We start from the raw sequence: 16,496 nt of genomic DNA on the forward strand, positions 1-16,496 counted from the left end.
GAAAAGCGTGATATGTCAAGAATGTAATAAAAGGCCGGCTACTTTTCACTTTACAAAAGTCATAAATGGCGAAAAAAAAGAAATGCATATTTGTGAACAATGTGCGAAAGAGAACAGTGAATCATACTCTATGAATGAAAATGGCGGATTCTCCATCCACAACTTGTTATCCGGACTTTTAAATATTGATTCGTCTTTTACAAACAGCAGTGAGGCTCAACTTTTTAAACAGCCTGAACAAGTCCTTCGGTGCAAAAAGTGCGATATGACATTCTCTGAATTCAGAAAAACCGGACGTTTTGGATGTTCGGAGTGCTATAAAACATTCCACTCATACATCACGCCAGTTTTGCGTAAAGTCCACAGTGGAAATACCGTCCATGCAGGAAAGATTCCGAAGCGAATTGGAGGAAACCTGCATGTGAGAAGACAAATCGAGACATTGAAAAAAGAGCTGAAAGAGTTGATTCAGCAGGAGGAGTTTGAAAAAGCGGCCAATATCAGAGATCAAATCAGGTCACTTGAGCAAAATTTGAATGCAAACAAGAAGGAGGGAGAAGACTGATGTCACTGCAGCATTTTATTCAGGACGCGCTAAGCAACTGGATGCGGCAAAAAGGCCCTGAGAGTGACATCGTGTTGAGCAGCCGGATCCGCCTTGCGCGCAATTTTGAGAAAGTTCGTTTTCCAACGCTTTTTTCAAATGAAGAAGCAGCAGCTATTATTGCTTTATTTGAAGAACAATTCACCGGATATGAGGTTCCCGGTATCGGGAAGTTTGAGCTGGTGAAAATGGAGCAGGTTCAACCGTTGGAAAAAAGGGTGCTTGTAGAAAAACATCTGATCAGCCCGCATTTGACAGAAGCCTCTTTCGGTGCATGCCTTCTTTCTGAAAATGAAGAAGTCAGCATTATGTTAAATGAGGAAGATCATATACGTATTCAATGTCTTTTCCCGGGATTTCAGCTGTCTGAAGCTTTAAAAGCGGCAAACCAAGTGGACGATTGGATTGAAGAGCGGGTCGACTATGCTTTTTCAGAACAAAGAGGCTACTTGACGAGTTGCCCTACAAATGTCGGAACTGGGCTGAGGGCATCTGTCATGATGCATCTCCCTGCACTAGTGCTAACTAGGCAAATCAATCGAATTATACCGGCAATTAATCAATTAGGGCTTGTTGTTAGAGGAATTTACGGTGAAGGCAGCGAAGCATTAGGAAATATCTTTCAAATTTCAAATCAAATAACCCTTGGAAAATCAGAACATGACATTGTTGAAGACCTTAACAGCGTCGTTGCTCAACTAGTCGAACAAGAACGTTCAGCAAGAAAGGCGCTTTATCAGACTTCACAAATTGAACTTGAAGACCGCGTCTACAGATCCTACGGCGTTCTTTCCAACTGCCGGATGATCGAATCGAAAGAGACAGCACGGTGTCTTTCAGACGTTCGTCTGGGAATTGACCTGGGAATAATAAAAGGTCTTTCCAGCAATATACTTAATGAACTGATGATCTTAACTCAGCCCGGCTTTCTGCAGCAATATTCAGGAGGTGCACTAAGGGCAAACGAGAGGGATGTCAGGAGAGCCGCTCTTATCAGGGAGAGGTTAAAACTAGAAAACAACGGCAATAGACAGGAGGATGAATCAATATGATGTTTGGAAGATTTACAGAAAGAGCACAAAAAGTATTGGCGCTTGCTCAAGAAGAGGCTCTGCGTCTGGGTCATAATAATATTGGAACTGAACATATTCTCCTCGGCCTTGTTCGTGAGGGAGAAGGCATTGCGGCGAAGGCATTGCAGGCGTTGGGACTCAGCCCTGACAAAATTCAAAAAGAGGTTGAAAGTCTAATTGGCCGCGGCCAGGAAATGTCCCAATCCATTCATTACACACCAAGAGCCAAAAAAGTAACTGAGCTTGCGATGGATGAAGCAAGAAAGCTGGGGCATTCATATGTGGGAACCGAACACATCCTCCTGGGCTTAATTCGCGAAGGAGAAGGTGTAGCGGCAAGAGTGCTGAATAACTTAGGCGTCAGCTTAAATAAAGCGAGACAGCAAGTATTGCAGCTTTTGGGCAGCAATGAGAGCGGCGGAACTTCAGGCGCAAACAGCAACGCTAATACACCTACATTAGACAGTCTTGCTCGCGATTTAACGGCCATTGCCAAAGAAGACAGCCTCGATCCCGTCATCGGACGAAGCAAAGAGATCCAGCGCGTCATTGAAGTATTGAGCAGGAGAACGAAAAACAACCCTGTTTTAATCGGAGAGCCCGGTGTCGGTAAAACAGCGATAGCCGAAGGTTTGGCCCAGCAGATCATCAACAATGAAGTGCCGGAAATTTTACGCGACAAGCGTGTCATGACGCTTGATATGGGAACAGTTGTCGCAGGCACAAAATACCGCGGGGAGTTTGAAGACCGCCTTAAAAAAGTGATGGATGAAATCCGTCAGGCCGGAAATATCATCCTGTTTATCGATGAACTGCATACTTTAATCGGAGCCGGCGGAGCAGAAGGCGCTATCGATGCATCCAATATCCTGAAACCGTCACTGGCACGGGGCGAGCTGCAATGCATCGGTGCTACAACCCTTGATGAATACCGTAAATACATCGAAAAAGATGCTGCCCTTGAACGGCGTTTTCAGCCGATTCAAGTCGATCAGCCGTCACCTGAAGAAAGCATTCAAATTTTAAGAGGGCTCAGAGACCGCTATGAAGCTCACCACCGCGTATCGATTACAGATGAAGCGATCGAGGCGGCTGTAAAGCTGTCAGACCGCTATATTTCAGACCGTTTCCTGCCTGACAAAGCGATCGATCTAATCGATGAGGCCGGTTCAAAAGTTCGCCTGCGTTCATTCACAACACCTCCTAATTTAAAAGAGCTTGAACAAAAATTGGATGAGGTGCGTAAAGAAAAAGATGCCGCTGTCCAAAGCCAGGAATTTGAAAAAGCAGCATCTTTACGTGATACAGAACAGCGTCTGCGGGAACAGGTGGAAGAAACAAAGAAAACATGGAAAGAAAAGCAAGGTCAAGAAAACTCCGAAGTAACGGTTGAGGATATCGCGATGGTCGTATCAAGCTGGACTGGAGTGCCGGTTTCAAAAATAGCGCAAACTGAGACAGATAAACTGCTGAACATGGAGAGCATTCTCCATTCACGGGTAATCGGCCAGGATGAAGCCGTTGTCGCGGTAGCCAAAGCTGTCAGACGTGCGCGTGCCGGATTGAAAGATCCAAAGCGTCCGATCGGGTCATTTATTTTCCTTGGTCCTACAGGGGTAGGTAAAACAGAGCTTGCCCGCGCGCTTGCCGAATCTATTTTTGGCGATGAAGAAGCGATGATTCGCATTGATATGTCAGAGTACATGGAGAAACATTCAACATCAAGACTAGTCGGTTCACCTCCGGGATATGTCGGCTATGATGAGGGAGGACAGCTGACTGAAAAAGTGAGAAGAAAACCTTATTCAGTCGTCTTGCTCGATGAGATTGAAAAAGCGCACCCTGACGTCTTCAATATTTTGCTTCAAGTGCTTGAAGACGGACGTTTGACTGATTCAAAAGGGCGCACAGTAGACTTTAGAAATACGATTCTCATCATGACATCCAATGTAGGAGCCAGCGAGCTGAGAAGAAATAAATACGTCGGGTTCAACGTGCAGGATGAAACCCAGACATACAAAGATATGAAAGATAAGGTCATGGGTGAATTAAAACGCGCTTTCAGACCAGAATTCATTAACCGGATTGATGAAATCATCGTCTTCCACTCTTTGGAGAAAAAACACTTAAAGGATATCGTCTCGCTCATGTCAGAACAATTGACAAAGCGTCTTAAAGAACAAGATCTTTCAATTGAGCTGACGGAAGCGGCAAAAGAAAAGATTGCCGAAGAAGGAGTGGACCTTGAGTACGGAGCCCGTCCACTCAGAAGAGCCATCCAAAAACATGTCGAAGACCGGCTGTCTGAGCAACTTCTGAAAGGTCAAATCGATAAAGGGCAGAACATTGTTCTCGACGTAGATAATGGAGAATTTGTCGTAAAAACAGAAGCAAAAACGAATTAATATAGAGACAAAAGACAGAGGCATACGTTTCATAAGTATGCCTCACTTTCTTATAAAGGGAGCGTTTTGAAAAACCAATGGCTAAAACAAAAACTAAATTTATCTGTCAATCATGCGGCTATGAATCTGCCAAGTGGATGGGGAAGTGTCCGGGATGCGGCGCATGGAACACGATGGTCGAAGAAACGGTTAAGAAACCGGCCGCCAACCGAAGAACCGCTTTTTCGCATTCCGTTCAAACGGTGCAGAAGCCTTCCCCTATTACATCAATTGAAACGACGGAAGAGCCGAGGATACAAACGAAATCGGGCGAATTTAACCGCGTATTGGGCAATGGCATCGTCAAAGGTTCGCTTGTGTTAATCGGCGGCGACCCCGGCATCGGAAAGTCGACTTTGCTGCTGCAGGTGTCTGCCCAGCTTGCTGATTCGAAGGAAAATGTCTTGTACATATCAGGGGAAGAGTCAGTTAAACAAACAAAGCTGAGGGCGGACCGATTAGGAATCAACAGTCCAACTCTTCACGTTTTATCTGAAACCGATATGGAGTATATTACGTCTTCTATAGAAGAGATGAATCCTTCATTTGTGGTGGTTGACTCGATTCAAACCGTTTATCAAAGCGATATCACTTCAGCCCCGGGCAGTGTGTCCCAAGTCAGGGAATGCACCGCAGAGCTGATGAGAATGGCCAAAACAAAAGGAATTCCTATATTTATCGTCGGGCATGTGACGAAAGAGGGTTCGATTGCAGGGCCGAGACTGCTGGAACATATGGTCGACACCGTCCTTTACTTTGAAGGGGAGAGACACCATACTTTCCGCATTCTGAGAGCCGTCAAAAACCGTTTCGGCTCGACAAATGAGATGGGAATTTTTGAAATGAGGGAAGAAGGTCTGACAGAGGTTCTGAACCCGTCAGAAATTTTTCTGGAAGAACGCTCGGCGGGTGCGGCCGGATCAAGTGTCGTCGCTTCAATGGAAGGCACGAGGCCGGTCTTAGTCGAAATACAGGCGCTCATCTCACCTACGAGCTTTGGAAACCCGCGCCGGATGGCAACGGGAATTGATCATAATCGCGTCTCATTGCTCATGGCGGTCTTGGAAAAAAGAGTGGGGCTTCTTCTTCAAAATCAGGATGCCTATTTAAAAGTGGCCGGCGGAGTGAAGCTGGATGAACCGGCAATTGACCTTGCCGTTGCGGTCAGCATCGCTTCAAGCTTCAGAGATACCCCGCCTCATCCGACAGATTGTTTTATCGGAGAGGTCGGCTTAACAGGAGAGGTCCGAAGAGTATCTAGAATTGAACAGAGGGTTCAGGAAGCCGCAAAGCTTGGCTTTAAGAGAATGATTATTCCTTCTGCGAATGCGGAAGGCTGGACCAAGCCGAAAGGAATTGAGATCGTCGGCGTTGAAAATGTAGCTGAGGCGCTTCGGGCTTCATTAGGAGGATCATGATAAATGGAAAAAGAAAAAAAAGGAGCGAAACAGGATCTTTCGGAAATATTGCAGTTTGTCGCCCCCGGCACGCCTCTTCGCGAAGGAATTGAAAATGTACTGCGGGCAAAAACGGGCGGATTAATTGTTGTCGGCTTTAACGATAAAGTAAAAGAAGTGGTTGACGGAGGATTTCACATTAACTCTGCTTTTTCTCCGGCCCATTTGTACGAGCTGGCTAAAATGGACGGCGCAATTATTCTCAGCGATTCAGGACAAAAGATCTTATATGCCAATACGCAGCTCATGCCCGAGGCAACGATTCCCTCTTCAGAAACAGGGATGAGACACAGGACAGCTGAACGTGTGGCCAAGCAGACCGGTTGTCTGATCATCGCAATATCTGAAAGGCGGAATGTCATTACGCTCTATCAGGAAAATATGAAATATATTCTTAAGGATATTGGCTTTATTTTGACAAAAGCCAATCAGGCTATTCAGACTCTTGAAAAATATAAATTAATTTTGGACACCGCGATTGCCACTTTGAGCGCTTTGGAGTTTGAAGAGCTTGTCACATTCGGAGACGTCATTTCCGTTATGCATCGATATGAAATGGTGCTGCGAATCAAAAATGAAATTAATATGTATATTAAAGAGCTCGGAACGGAAGGCCACCTTATCAGGCTTCAAGTAAGCGAGCTGATCACAGATATGGAGCAGGAAGCGGCGCTGTTTGTAAAAGACTATGTCAAAGAAAAAATTAAAGACCCATTCGTCCTGCTGAAACAGCTTCAAGATATGTCGAGCTTTGAATTGCTGGATGATGTCATTCTGCTGAAGCTTCTCGGTTATTCAGCTTCAACGAATATGGAGGAATACGTATTTCCTCGAGGCTTCAGACTGCTTCACAAAATTCCCCGGCTGCCTATGCCGATTGTCGAAAATGTTGTCGAAGCGTTTGGCCATTTAAAGCTCATCATCGAAGCGGATGTAAAAGAATTGGATGAAGTGGAAGGAATTGGGGCTGTTCGTGCCCAAAAGATAAAGAAGGGTTTAAAAAGACTTCAAGAAAAACATTATATTGACAGGCAGCTGTAAGAAATTTTTCTAAAAGCGATTAAAATATGCAATTTATGGGTATATTATTCTTACTTTTTGTTTTCCCTTTACAGATTGACACAGCTGCATTTATAAAAATCTAACCATAATAAAAGGAGGTGAAGGTATGTTAAAACGAATAGTTCAAGCGTTCTTTGCGATTTTGGGAGGCGTTATCGGTATTTTTCTCATACCGGAATTGTTTGTACTGTTAAATGTACAGGACATACCTTTAGTAACAAACCCGTATGCGTCCGCTTGTTTGGGAGCTATCATCTTTTTTCTTCTGGGCATCTGGTGTGCGGATCATGTCATTAACTGGGTGAAACGGATTGAGGATTCTCTAATAAAAGCTCCAGTATCAGACTTGTTGTTTGGCTCTTTGGGATTAATCTTCGGACTTATGCTAGCTTATCTTATCGTCAACGTTATTCCGTTAAAAGACTTCCCATATCAGCTGATCAGCACGGTGATTCCGATTGTGCTTGCAGCTTTCCTGGGCTACCTCGGATTCCGGGTCGGCTTTAAGAAAAAAGACGAGATGCTCACCCTTTTCTCTTCCCGAAAGAAAAAAGGCACGACTGAAGAAGAGCGTACAGAAGAAGACAAAAAGCTGAAAATTTTAGATACAAGTGTTATTATAGATGGGAGAATTGCTGATATTTGTCAGACCGGTTTTCTTGAAGGCGTCATCGTGATTCCGCAGTTTGTACTGGAGGAACTTCAGCATATCGCCGACTCTTCCGATGTCCTCAAACGCAACAGAGGACGACGAGGGCTTGATATTTTAAACCGGATCCAAAAAGAACTTGATATCAAAGTGGAAATTTACGAAGGCGATTTTGAAGACATTCAAGAAGTTGACAGCAAACTCGTCAAACTTGCAAAGCTGACTTCAGGTGTCGTCGTCACAAACGATTTCAACTTGAACAAAGTATGCGAACTTCAGAAGGTAGCCGTATTAAACATAAACGACCTTGCCAATGCCGTCAAACCTGTCGTGCTTCCGGGAGAAGAAATGAAGGTACAGGTGATTAAAGACGGAAAAGAACATAATCAGGGCGTGGCTTATTTGGACGATGGCACAATGATTGTCGTTGAAGAAGGACGAAACTATATCGGCAAACATATCGACGTGCTTGTGACCAGTGTGCTGCAGACAGCAGCCGGCAGAATGATATTCGCCAAGCCGAAACTGCTGGAAAAGGCGCTTTAAAAAGGGAGAAAGCAGATGAATTATGAAGTCGTTATTCCTGCTGCCGGACAAGGTAAACGAATGAATGCCGGGAAAAACAAACTGTTTATCAAGGCAAAAGGAATACCAGTTATTATTCATACACTAAAGGTGTTTGAAGAGCATGATGCCTGTAAAAGGATCATTCTCGTCATCAATGAACAAGAGTTCAGCGAATTCAGCACCCATTTAAAACAACACCATTTTACAACTCCGATCGAGGTCGTACCTGGCGGCAAAGAGCGCCAGCAAAGCGTATTTCAAGGCATTAAAGCGGCCGGACAAGAGGAGATGGTCCTTGTTCATGACGGAGCGAGGCCCTTTATTAAACAGAAACATATCGAACAGCTAGTTAATAAAGCCAAACAAACAGGTGCAGCCATCGTTGCTGTACCTGTTAAAGACACGATAAAACGCGTTCAAAACGATGAGGTAGCCGGAACGATTGAACGCTCAAGCTTGTGGGCCGCGCAAACCCCACAAGCTTTTCGTCTTTCTATTCTGATGAACGCTCATCTTGAAGCTGAAGCAAAGGGCTTTTTGGGAACGGATGATGCCAGTCTGGTCGAGGAAGCGGGAGGCAAGGTTTCGATCGTTGAGGGGGATTATCAAAACATTAAACTGACGACTCCCGATGATCTGCTTGTCGCCGAAGCGATATTAGAAGCGGAAAAGAGGAATGAACATGTTTAGAATTGGACAAGGGTTTGACGTTCATCAGCTTGCAGAAGGGAGGCCGCTCATTATAGGAGGGATCACGATTCCTTATGAGAAAGGCCTTCTCGGACATTCAGATGCTGATGTGCTTTTACATACGATTGCGGATGCTTGTCTCGGTGCAATTGGCGAAGGCGATATTGGAAAGCATTTTCCCGATACCGATCCGGAATTCAAAGATGCCGATTCATTCAAGCTCCTTCGCCACGTCTGGTTGCTTGTGAAAGAAAAAGGCTATACACTTGGAAATCTTGATTGTACAATCATCGCCCAAAAACCTAAGATGGCCCCATATATTGAAGACATGAGAGCCAGAATTGCCGAAGGATTGGAAGCGGAGGTTTCCCAAATTAACGTAAAAGCGACCACGACAGAAAAGCTCGGGTTTACGGGAAGAGCTGAAGGAATTGCCGCTCAGGCTTCGGTTCTGCTCCAAAAGGCATAATTCATTTTGAAGACCGATTCATTTGATGATAGAATAAGAATAAATTTGAACTCTGATTGAGACGAAAGGAAGTAGACAGATGGGAAACGAAGTTCGGGTTCGTTATGCGCCGAGTCCTACAGGCCATTTACATATCGGAAATGCAAGAACTGCACTCTTTAATTATTTGTTTGCCCGGAGCCAAGGCGGGAAATTCATCATCCGTATTGAAGATACAGACCGAAAGCGCAACATTGAAGGCGGGGAGCAAAGCCAGCTTAACTACTTAAAGTGGCTCGGCATCGACTGGGATGAAAGTGTGGATGTCGGCGGAGAATATGGACCATACCGCCAATCCGAAAGAAATGACATTTACAAAACATATTATGATGAGCTTCTTGACAAAGGCCTCGCTTATAAGTGCTACTGTACAGAAGAAGAGCTTGAGAAAGAACGGGAAGAACAGACGGCCCGCGGAGAAATGCCGCGCTACTCCGGCAAATGCCGCAGCTTGACAAAAGAAGAGCAGGACAAGCTGGAAGCTGAAGGAAGACAGCCGAGCATCCGCTTCAAAGTTCCCCAAGGAGAAGTCATCAGCTTCAATGATATCGTAAAGGATGACATTTCTTTTGAAACGGACGGTATCGGCGATTTTGTTATCGTGAAAAAAGATGGAACGCCAACTTACAATTTCGCTGTAGCTGTCGATGACTATTTAATGAAAATGACACATGTGCTTCGGGGAGAGGACCATATTTCAAACACGCCGAAGCAGATTATGATATACAATGCGTTTGGCTGGGATGTTCCGACATTTGGACACATGACACTGATCGTCAACGAAAATCGCAAAAAACTCAGCAAACGGGATGAATCCATTATTCAGTTTATTGAACAGTATGAGGAGCTTGGCTATTTGCCGGAAGCGCTCTTTAACTTTATCGCACTGCTTGGCTGGTCCCCGGCAGGAGAAGAAGAGCTGTTTACAAAAGAACAATTTATTGAAATATTTGATGTGAAGCGTTTGTCAAAATCACCAGCTGTGTTTGACACGCATAAACTGAAATGGGTTAATAACCAGTATGTGAAAAAGCTTGACCTTGATCAGGTCATCGAACTGACTGTTCCTCATTTGCAGAAAGCCGGCAAGGTATCAAAAGAACTTTCCGGAAGCGAAAAAGAGTGGGTTCGCAAGCTGATTTCACTTTATCAGGAGCAGCTAAGCTTCGGTGCAGAAATTGTCGAGTTAACAGAGTTGTTCTTTAAAGAGGAAATCCAGTATAATCGTGAAGCAAGAACAGTTTTAGATGAAGAACAGGTTCCGGAAGTGCTGCGGGTGTTTTCTGAAAAGCTTGAACAGCTGGAGGAATTCACGGCAGACGAGATCAAAGCGTCGATCAAAGCCGTCCAAAAGGAAACGGGGCATAAAGGGAAAAAGCTGTTTATGCCGATCCGCGTGGCGACAACCGGTCAGTCCCATGGGCCTGAGCTGCCTCAGTCCATTGAGCTATTAGGAAAAGACACCGTTTTGAAACGGCTGAATAACATTAATCAATAAGATAAATCGTTGACAGGGAAAAGTATAAAGCTATGGCCTTTAAAGAGAGAGTCTTCATCGGCTGGAAAAGACTTAAGTGCCCGGCTTTAGAAATGCGCCTCTTGAGACCTTTGAAGAACGTTTGATGACAAGTATTCAAAGGCGGTATCCGCCGTTATGGATCAAAGTTGAGGAAACAGCTGTGCCGTTTTCTAAACAGAGTGGAACCGCGCGTCAAAAAGCGTCTCTGTCATCAGACAGAGGCGTTTTTTATATGGTTTGATAAAAAGATGAGAGACAGAAGGAAGCGGGGAACGGGGGGAATCATGTGTTCTTTAAAATGTTGAAAGAAGATGTAGATGTCGTTTTTGACCAAGATCCGGCTGCGAGGAGCTATATCGAAGTCATATTAACATATTCGGGTTTGCATGCTATATGGGCTCATCGAATTGCACATGCTTTATATAAAAGAAAAAGATTTTTCATGGCCAGATCAATCTCTCAAATCGCCCGCTTCTTTACAGGAATCGAAATTCATCCGGGTGCAAAGATCGGCAGAAGGTTTTTCATTGACCACGGGATGGGGGTCGTGATCGGCGAAACCTGTGAGATCGGAAACAATGTCACGGTTTTTCAGGGAGTAACGCTCGGGGGAACAGGCAAAGAAAAAGGAAAAAGGCATCCCACAATCGAGGATGATTCGCTGATATCAACGGGAGCCAAAGTGCTTGGCTCCATTACGATCGGAAAAGGGTCGAAGATCGGCGCAGGCTCCGTCGTCCTTCACGATGTGCCTGAATGCTCCACCGTTGTTGGCATCCCGGGACGCGTCGTTGTGCAAAACGGCAAGAAAATCAGGCGCGACCTGAATCATCAGGATTTGCCGGATCCGGTGGCTGACCGCTTTAAAGAATTGGAAAATGAAATCAGGCAGCTGAAACAAGAGCTCCAGAGAAAAGAAAGGGAAGATGAGCTGTGACACTTACACTGTATAATACACTCACACGAAAAAAAGAGCCGTTTGTGCCTCTTGAAGAAGGAAAGGTTAAAATGTATGTATGCGGTCCGACCGTATATAATTACATTCATATCGGAAATGCAAGGCCGGCTATCGTGTATGATACGGTCAGAAAATATTTGGAGTATAAAGGCTATGACGTTCACTACGTCTCCAATTTTACAGATGTGGACGACAAATTGATTAAAGCGGCTAACGAGCTTGGTGAAGAGGTGCCTGTCATTGCCGAACGCTTTATCAATGCATATTTCGAGGATGTCGGTTCACTTGGCTGCACAAAAGCGGACTGCCATCCGCGCGTCACTGAAAACATGGACGATATCATCGACTTTATCCGGACGCTGATTGAAAAGGACTATGCTTATGAAGCGGACGGTGATGTTTATTACAAAACAAGGTCGTTTGAAGGCTATGGAAAACTATCGCATCAATCGATCGACGAGTTGAGAACAGGCGCGCGGATACAAGTAGGCGAGAAAAAAGATGACGCTCTGGATTTCGCATTATGGAAAGCGGCCAAAGATAACGAAATCTCTTGGGATAGCCCTTGGGGCAAAGGGCGCCCGGGCTGGCACATTGAGTGCTCTGCAATGGCGAGAAAATATTTGGGCGATTCAATCGACATTCATGCGGGCGGCCAGGATTTAACCTTCCCTCACCACGAAAACGAAATTGCTCAATCAGAAGCCTTAACAGGAAAGCCTTTTGCGAAGTATTGGCTTCATAACGGCTATATTAATATTGATAATGAAAAAATGTCAAAATCACTCGGCAATTTTGTGCTTGTGCATGACATTATTAAAGAGCATGATCCCCAAGTGCTGCGGTTTTTCATGCTGTCCGTTCATTACAGACATCCGATCAATTATTCGGTTGAGCTTCTGGAGAACACAAAAAACGCTTTTGGCCGCTTAAAAACCGCTTATAGCAATTTGCAGCATCGGCTGAAAAGCAGTACAAATTTAACAGAGGGCGATTCCGAGTGGCTCGAAAAAATCGACGGGCAGCGAAAAGCCTTCGAAACGGCAATGGATGATGACTTCAATACAGCGAATGCGATCTCCGTCTTGTTTGATCTGGCTAAACACGCCAACTACTATCTGCAGGAAAAGAACACCGCTGAACATGTGATTCAAGCATTCCTTCAGCTGTTTGATGAGATTTGCTCTGTGCTCGGCTTCTCACTGAAGGAGCAAGAGCTTTTGGATCAGGAAGTCGAGGAGCTTATCGAAAAGAGAAATGAAGCTCGCAGAAACAGGGACTTTGCTACATCTGACCAAATTCGCGATCAGCTGAAAAGCATGAACATCATCTTGGAGGATACTCCTCAGGGGACACGCTGGAAAAGAGGAGAATCATAAAGATGAATTTAGAAACCATAAAAGACGCCAAACAATTAAATGGTTTGGCGCTTGCTTATATGGGTGATGCCGTTTTGGAAATATACGTCAGGCATCACCTGTTAAAGAAAGGCATGACCAAGCCCAATGATCTGCACAAGCAGTCGAGCCGCTATGTCTCAGCAAAATCACAGGCAAACATGCTGTTTGCCCTTGAGGAGCAGGGATTTTTTACCGAAGAAGAGAAGGCTGTGCTAAGAAGAGGGCGGAATGCAAAATCCGGAACGGTGCCTAAAAACACGGATGTCCAAACGTACCGTTACAGCACAGCTTTTGAAGCCGTTATTGGGTATCTTTTTCTTGAGAACAAGGAAGCGAGGCTTGATGAGCTCATCAAAAAAGCGTTGGAAAAACGGGACGGCAGGGAGGAAATCAAATGAGCCAGCAGCATGATTACGTCATAGGAAAAAACGCGGTCATTGAAACGTTAAAATCCGGCCGTGAACTGTATAAGCTTTGGATGGCGGAAAACACAGTAAAGGGACAGGCTCAGCAAGTCATTGATCTCGCAGTCAAAAAAGGCATCACGATTCATTATGTCCCGAGAAAAAAACTCGATCAAATGGTCACTGGCCAGCATCAAGGTGTCGTCGCCCAAGTGGCGGCTTACGAGTATGCCGAACTGGACGACCTGTTTCAAAAGGCCGAAGACAAAAATGAACAGCCGTTTATTCTCGTGCTAGATGAAATCGAAGATCCGCATAACCTAGGATCGATCATGAGGACGGCTGACGCGGTCGGCGCCCACGGCATCATCATTCCAAAAAGGCGTGCCGTCGGCCTTACGACGACTGTCGCCAAAGCCTCGACAGGTGCGATTGAACATATTCCGGTGGTAAAAGTGACGAATCTATCGCGGACATTGGAAGAAATGAAAGAGCGGGGCATCTGGGTCGTCGGCACAGATGCATCGGGGCAGCAGGACTACAGGTCGCTGGACGGAAACATGCCTCTTGCGCTGATCATCGGAAGCGAAGGAAAAGGTATGGGAAGGCTGGTTAAAGAAAAATGCGACTTTCTCATCCGTCTGCCGATGGCTGGAAAAGTCACATCACTGAACGCCTCTGTCGCAGCCGGTCTGCTGATGTATGAAGTGTACCGGAAGCGAAGCCCTTTAGGGGAATAGAAAAGGATGGATATCCTGCTAGTCGACGGTTATAACATGATTGGGGCATGGCCTCAGCTGAAAGACCTAAAAGCAAACAGCTTTGAAGAAGCAAGGGACCTTTTGATTCAAAAAATGGCGGAATATCAATCGTATACCGGTTTTCGTGTCATAGTTGTTTTTGATGCACATCTTGTCAAAGGGATTGAGAAAAAAAGAATCAATCATCGCGTAGAGGTGATATTCACAAGGGAAAATGAAACGGCCGACGAACGGATTGAGAAGCTTGCGTCAGATTTAAATAATATTCAAACACAGATCCATGTTGCCACATCCGATTATACTGAGCAGTGGGCAATCTTTGGGCAGGGAGCGCTGCGCAAGTCGGCCAGGGAGCTGCTCAGGGAAGTTGAAGCGATTGAAAGGAAAATCGAAAAGAGGGTGAAAAAAATCACCTCAGAACGTCCTGCCGGGAAAATTCCTTTATCAGAAGATGTCCTGAAGATATTTGAAAAATGGCGGCGGGGCGATTTGGATTAGGTTGACGCTTTTTTGTCCATTACTGTATAATATTTCTATCTACGTGCGGTCGGGGGGATCGGAGTGAACTTACAAAACAACCAGGGAAAATTCAGCAAAGAGCAGTTCAGCAAAGAACAGTTTTGCCAGTTGGAAGACGAGCAGGTCATTGAAATGGTTCATGTCGGAGACAGTGATGCGTTAGATTATTTGATTACAAAATACCGTAATTTTGTAAGGGCAAAAGCAAGATCCTACTTTCTGATTGGGGCTGATCGGGAGGACATCGTTCAGGAAGGCATGATTGGACTCTACAAATCTATCCGCGATTTTAGAGAGGACAAGCTGACTTCATTTAAAGCTTTTGCAGAATTATGCATTACCCGCCAGATTATTACCGCTATAAAAACAGCTACTCGCCAGAAACATATTCCGCTCAATTCTTATGTGTCGCTGGACAAGCCCATTTATGACGAGGAGTCAGATCGGACGCTTCTCGACGTGATTTCAGGAGCCAAGGTCATGAATCCTGAAGAGCTGATCATCAATCAGGAAGAATTCGATGATATCGAGCTGAAAATGGGAGAATTGCTCAGCGATTTGGAAAGAAAAGTTCTTGCGCTCTATCTCGACGGAAGATCCTATCAGGAAATATCTGAAGAATTAAACCGCCATGTAAAATCAATCGATAATGCGCTCCAGCGTGTCAAAAGAAAGCTGGAAAAGTACCTGGAGCTCCGCGAAATCAGCCTGTAGCAGCTGCTTATGGCATATTGACAGTAATTTTAGGACTGTGATATGTTACTTAAGAAATGATAGTCCAGAAAAAGGTGTAAACATGAAGAAAAAAATAACGTTGGCCTGTAAAAATTGCGGGAACCGTAATTATACGACAATGAAAAGCTCCGCAGCTTTGGCTGAACGGCTCGAAGTAAAGAAATACTGCAATAACTGCAATTCACATACAGTACATCTGGAAACAAAATAGGTTTTGTTTTTGGGTTGTGGAGGTTTCTTATATTATGAAATTCTTGAAGAATGTCGGAAAAGAAATGAAAAAGGTCACATGGCCTAAAGGAAAAGACTTAACGCGCTATACGATCACTGTCATCACCACTGTTATCTTTTTCGCCATCTTTTTTGCACTAATCGATTCGGGTATTACGCAATTAATTCGTTTAATAGTTGAATAATGATCAGCATAACGTGTTATAATAGATCTAAATATGACTTGCCAAAAAACCCGTTTTACGGGTTTTTTCATTGTTTCGAAATATGAGGCTCGTATAAAAGAAGTGTCAATTTCCAATAAACTTTTAAGGTGTGGGGAGGGAAGGACTTAAAGAGTCCTGAATGAGAATGGAAAAGAAATGGTATGTTGTTCACACGTACTCCGGCTACGAAAATAAGGTAAAGGCGAATTTGGAAAAACGGGTTGAATCGATGGGGATGCAGGATAAGATTTTCCGCGTCGTTGTGCCTGAGGAAGAAGAGACAGATTTTAAAAACGGCAAGAAAAAGGTTGTCAAAAAGAAGGTATTCCCAGGCTATGTTCTTGTGGAACTGGTCATGACGGACGATTCCTGGTATGTTGTTCGGAATACGCCGGGTGTGACAGGTTTTGTCGGTTCAGCGGGATCTGGTTCAAAACCGACGGCTTTGCTTCCGGGCGAAGCAGAAAGAATTCTGAAACGGATGGGTCTTGAAGAACGTAAAACAGAAATTGACTTTGAACTGAAAGAAACCGTTAAGGTCATTGACGGTCCATTCGCTGATTTCACAGGGACGATTGAGGAAATCGACCATGACAAAAATAAGGTCAAAGTATTTGTTAACATGTTCGGAAGAGAGACCCCGGTTGAACTCGAATTTACTCAAGTTGACAAATTGTAATGGAAAAGCGCTTGAAATCACTATATAAAA

At 44.6% G+C, this 16,496-nt stretch carries 18 protein-coding genes and 1 other annotated feature; all 18 genes read left to right on the plus strand.

Translation table 11 applies throughout. The annotated features are described in order from the left end of the window. Positions 1 to 7: 7 nt before the first annotated feature. Positions 8 to 565 (plus strand): protein-arginine kinase activator protein McsA, encoded by a 558-nt coding sequence (locus tag RBH91_RS00585; protein ID WP_076762613.1) that lies wholly within the window; start codon positions 8 to 10, stop codon positions 563 to 565. After that, positions 565 to 1,656 carry a protein-arginine kinase McsB gene (locus RBH91_RS00590; protein WP_307893090.1) on the plus strand — a complete coding sequence of 364 codons (1,092 nt, stop codon included), beginning with the start codon at positions 565 to 567 and terminating at the stop codon, positions 1,654 to 1,656. The genes RBH91_RS00585 and RBH91_RS00590 overlap by 1 nt, the downstream gene beginning before the upstream one ends. Continuing rightward, complete coding sequence (gene clpC, locus RBH91_RS00595) at positions 1,653 to 4,082, plus strand: ATP-dependent protease ATP-binding subunit ClpC (RefSeq protein WP_076762611.1); 2,430 nt, start codon at positions 1,653 to 1,655, stop codon at positions 4,080 to 4,082. The genes RBH91_RS00590 and clpC overlap by 4 nt, the downstream gene beginning before the upstream one ends. A gap of 77 nt (positions 4,083 to 4,159) precedes the next feature. Beyond that, positions 4,160 to 5,539 carry a DNA repair protein RadA gene (gene radA, locus RBH91_RS00600; RefSeq protein ID WP_076762610.1) on the plus strand — a complete coding sequence of 460 codons (1,380 nt, stop codon included), beginning with the start codon at positions 4,160 to 4,162 and terminating at the stop codon, positions 5,537 to 5,539. Positions 5,540 to 5,542: 3 nt separating this feature from the next. Beyond that, positions 5,543 to 6,619, plus strand: coding sequence for a DNA integrity scanning diadenylate cyclase DisA (disA, locus tag RBH91_RS00605; RefSeq protein WP_076762609.1), 1,077 nt, complete (start codon positions 5,543 to 5,545; stop codon positions 6,617 to 6,619). 127 nt (positions 6,620 to 6,746) lie between these two features. Continuing rightward, complete coding sequence (locus tag RBH91_RS00610; protein ID WP_307893092.1) at positions 6,747 to 7,835, plus strand: PIN/TRAM domain-containing protein; 1,089 nt, start codon at positions 6,747 to 6,749, stop codon at positions 7,833 to 7,835. Positions 7,836 to 7,850: 15 nt separating this feature from the next. Continuing rightward, entirely contained in the window at positions 7,851 to 8,546 is a 696-nt protein-coding gene (ispD, locus tag RBH91_RS00615) for a 2-C-methyl-D-erythritol 4-phosphate cytidylyltransferase (protein WP_076762607.1), read from the plus strand. After that, positions 8,539 to 9,015: a 2-C-methyl-D-erythritol 2,4-cyclodiphosphate synthase gene (gene ispF / locus RBH91_RS00620; RefSeq protein WP_076762606.1), complete on the plus strand. Its 477-nt coding sequence runs from the start codon at positions 8,539 to 8,541 to the stop codon at positions 9,013 to 9,015. Before ispD ends, ispF begins: the two co-directional genes overlap by 8 nt. 79 nt (positions 9,016 to 9,094) lie before the next feature. After that, positions 9,095 to 10,552 carry a glutamate--tRNA ligase gene (gene gltX / locus RBH91_RS00625; RefSeq protein ID WP_307893094.1) on the plus strand — a complete coding sequence of 486 codons (1,458 nt, stop codon included), beginning with the start codon at positions 9,095 to 9,097 and terminating at the stop codon, positions 10,550 to 10,552. After that, positions 10,553 to 10,783, plus strand: a binding site (T-box leader). 76 nt (positions 10,784 to 10,859) lie between these two features. Continuing rightward, entirely contained in the window at positions 10,860 to 11,510 is a 651-nt protein-coding gene (gene cysE / locus RBH91_RS00630) for a serine O-acetyltransferase (RefSeq protein ID WP_076762603.1), read from the plus strand. After that, positions 11,507 to 12,910, plus strand: a complete 1,404-nt coding sequence (cysS, locus tag RBH91_RS00635; protein ID WP_307893095.1) for a cysteine--tRNA ligase — start codon at positions 11,507 to 11,509, stop codon at positions 12,908 to 12,910. Before cysE ends, cysS begins: the two co-directional genes overlap by 4 nt. 2 nt (positions 12,911 to 12,912) lie before the next feature. Then, the gene (locus tag RBH91_RS00640) at positions 12,913 to 13,329 is read left to right on the plus strand and encodes a Mini-ribonuclease 3 (RefSeq protein ID WP_076762601.1); all 417 of its coding nucleotides are present in this window, start codon (positions 12,913 to 12,915) and stop codon (positions 13,327 to 13,329) included. Further along, positions 13,326 to 14,075 carry a 23S rRNA (guanosine(2251)-2'-O)-methyltransferase RlmB gene (gene rlmB, locus RBH91_RS00645; RefSeq protein ID WP_307893096.1) on the plus strand — a complete coding sequence of 250 codons (750 nt, stop codon included), beginning with the start codon at positions 13,326 to 13,328 and terminating at the stop codon, positions 14,073 to 14,075. The genes RBH91_RS00640 and rlmB overlap by 4 nt, the downstream gene beginning before the upstream one ends. A gap of 6 nt (positions 14,076 to 14,081) precedes the next feature. Then, positions 14,082 to 14,594, plus strand: a complete 513-nt coding sequence (gene rae1, locus RBH91_RS00650) for a ribosome-dependent mRNA decay endonuclease Rae1/YacP (protein ID WP_076762599.1) — start codon at positions 14,082 to 14,084, stop codon at positions 14,592 to 14,594. Between the two features lie 63 nt (positions 14,595 to 14,657). Further along, positions 14,658 to 15,329 carry an RNA polymerase sporulation sigma factor SigH gene (gene sigH / locus RBH91_RS00655; protein ID WP_026586080.1) on the plus strand — a complete coding sequence of 224 codons (672 nt, stop codon included), beginning with the start codon at positions 14,658 to 14,660 and terminating at the stop codon, positions 15,327 to 15,329. 82 nt (positions 15,330 to 15,411) lie between these two features. Then, the gene (gene rpmG / locus RBH91_RS00660; protein ID WP_006640304.1) at positions 15,412 to 15,561 is read left to right on the plus strand and encodes a 50S ribosomal protein L33; all 150 of its coding nucleotides are present in this window, start codon (positions 15,412 to 15,414) and stop codon (positions 15,559 to 15,561) included. Positions 15,562 to 15,595: 34 nt separating this feature from the next. Next, positions 15,596 to 15,766 (plus strand): preprotein translocase subunit SecE, encoded by a 171-nt coding sequence (gene secE, locus RBH91_RS00665; protein WP_076762598.1) that lies wholly within the window; start codon positions 15,596 to 15,598, stop codon positions 15,764 to 15,766. A 166-nt stretch (positions 15,767 to 15,932) separates the two neighbouring features. Beyond that, a complete protein-coding gene (gene nusG / locus RBH91_RS00670) occupies positions 15,933 to 16,466 on the plus strand; it encodes a transcription termination/antitermination protein NusG (protein ID WP_076762597.1) in 534 nt (177 codons plus the stop codon). The last annotated feature ends 30 nt before the right edge of the window (positions 16,467 to 16,496 follow it).

The sequence above is a fragment of the Bacillus swezeyi genome, assembly GCF_030908325.1.
In the GTDB taxonomy this organism is placed as follows: Bacteria; Bacillota; Bacilli; order Bacillales; family Bacillaceae; genus Bacillus; species Bacillus swezeyi.

What these genes read in the sequence shown, in the direction of transcription:
- RBH91_RS00590 (WP_307893090.1), top strand. Translation starts at nt 565, where the DNA reads ATGTCACTGCAGCATTTTATTCAGGACGCGCTAAGCAACTGGATGCGG.
- clpC (WP_076762611.1), top strand. Translation starts at nt 1,653, where the DNA reads ATGATGTTTGGAAGATTTACAGAAAGAGCACAAAAAGTATTGGCGCTT.
- radA (WP_076762610.1), top strand. Translation starts at nt 4,160, where the DNA reads ATGGCTAAAACAAAAACTAAATTTATCTGTCAATCATGCGGCTATGAA.
- disA (WP_076762609.1), top strand. Translation starts at nt 5,543, where the DNA reads ATGGAAAAAGAAAAAAAAGGAGCGAAACAGGATCTTTCGGAAATATTG.
- RBH91_RS00610 (WP_307893092.1), top strand. Translation starts at nt 6,747, where the DNA reads ATGTTAAAACGAATAGTTCAAGCGTTCTTTGCGATTTTGGGAGGCGTT.
- ispD (WP_076762607.1), top strand. Translation starts at nt 7,851, where the DNA reads ATGAATTATGAAGTCGTTATTCCTGCTGCCGGACAAGGTAAACGAATG.
- ispF (WP_076762606.1), top strand. Translation starts at nt 8,539, where the DNA reads ATGTTTAGAATTGGACAAGGGTTTGACGTTCATCAGCTTGCAGAAGGG.
- gltX (WP_307893094.1), top strand. Translation starts at nt 9,095, where the DNA reads ATGGGAAACGAAGTTCGGGTTCGTTATGCGCCGAGTCCTACAGGCCAT.
- RBH91_RS00640 (WP_076762601.1), top strand. Translation starts at nt 12,913, where the DNA reads ATGAATTTAGAAACCATAAAAGACGCCAAACAATTAAATGGTTTGGCG.
- rlmB (WP_307893096.1), top strand. Translation starts at nt 13,326, where the DNA reads ATGAGCCAGCAGCATGATTACGTCATAGGAAAAAACGCGGTCATTGAA.
- rae1 (WP_076762599.1), top strand. Translation starts at nt 14,082, where the DNA reads ATGGATATCCTGCTAGTCGACGGTTATAACATGATTGGGGCATGGCCT.
- rpmG (WP_006640304.1), top strand. Translation starts at nt 15,412, where the DNA reads ATGAAGAAAAAAATAACGTTGGCCTGTAAAAATTGCGGGAACCGTAAT.
- secE (WP_076762598.1), top strand. Translation starts at nt 15,596, where the DNA reads ATGAAATTCTTGAAGAATGTCGGAAAAGAAATGAAAAAGGTCACATGG.
- nusG (WP_076762597.1), top strand. Translation starts at nt 15,933, where the DNA reads ATGGAAAAGAAATGGTATGTTGTTCACACGTACTCCGGCTACGAAAAT.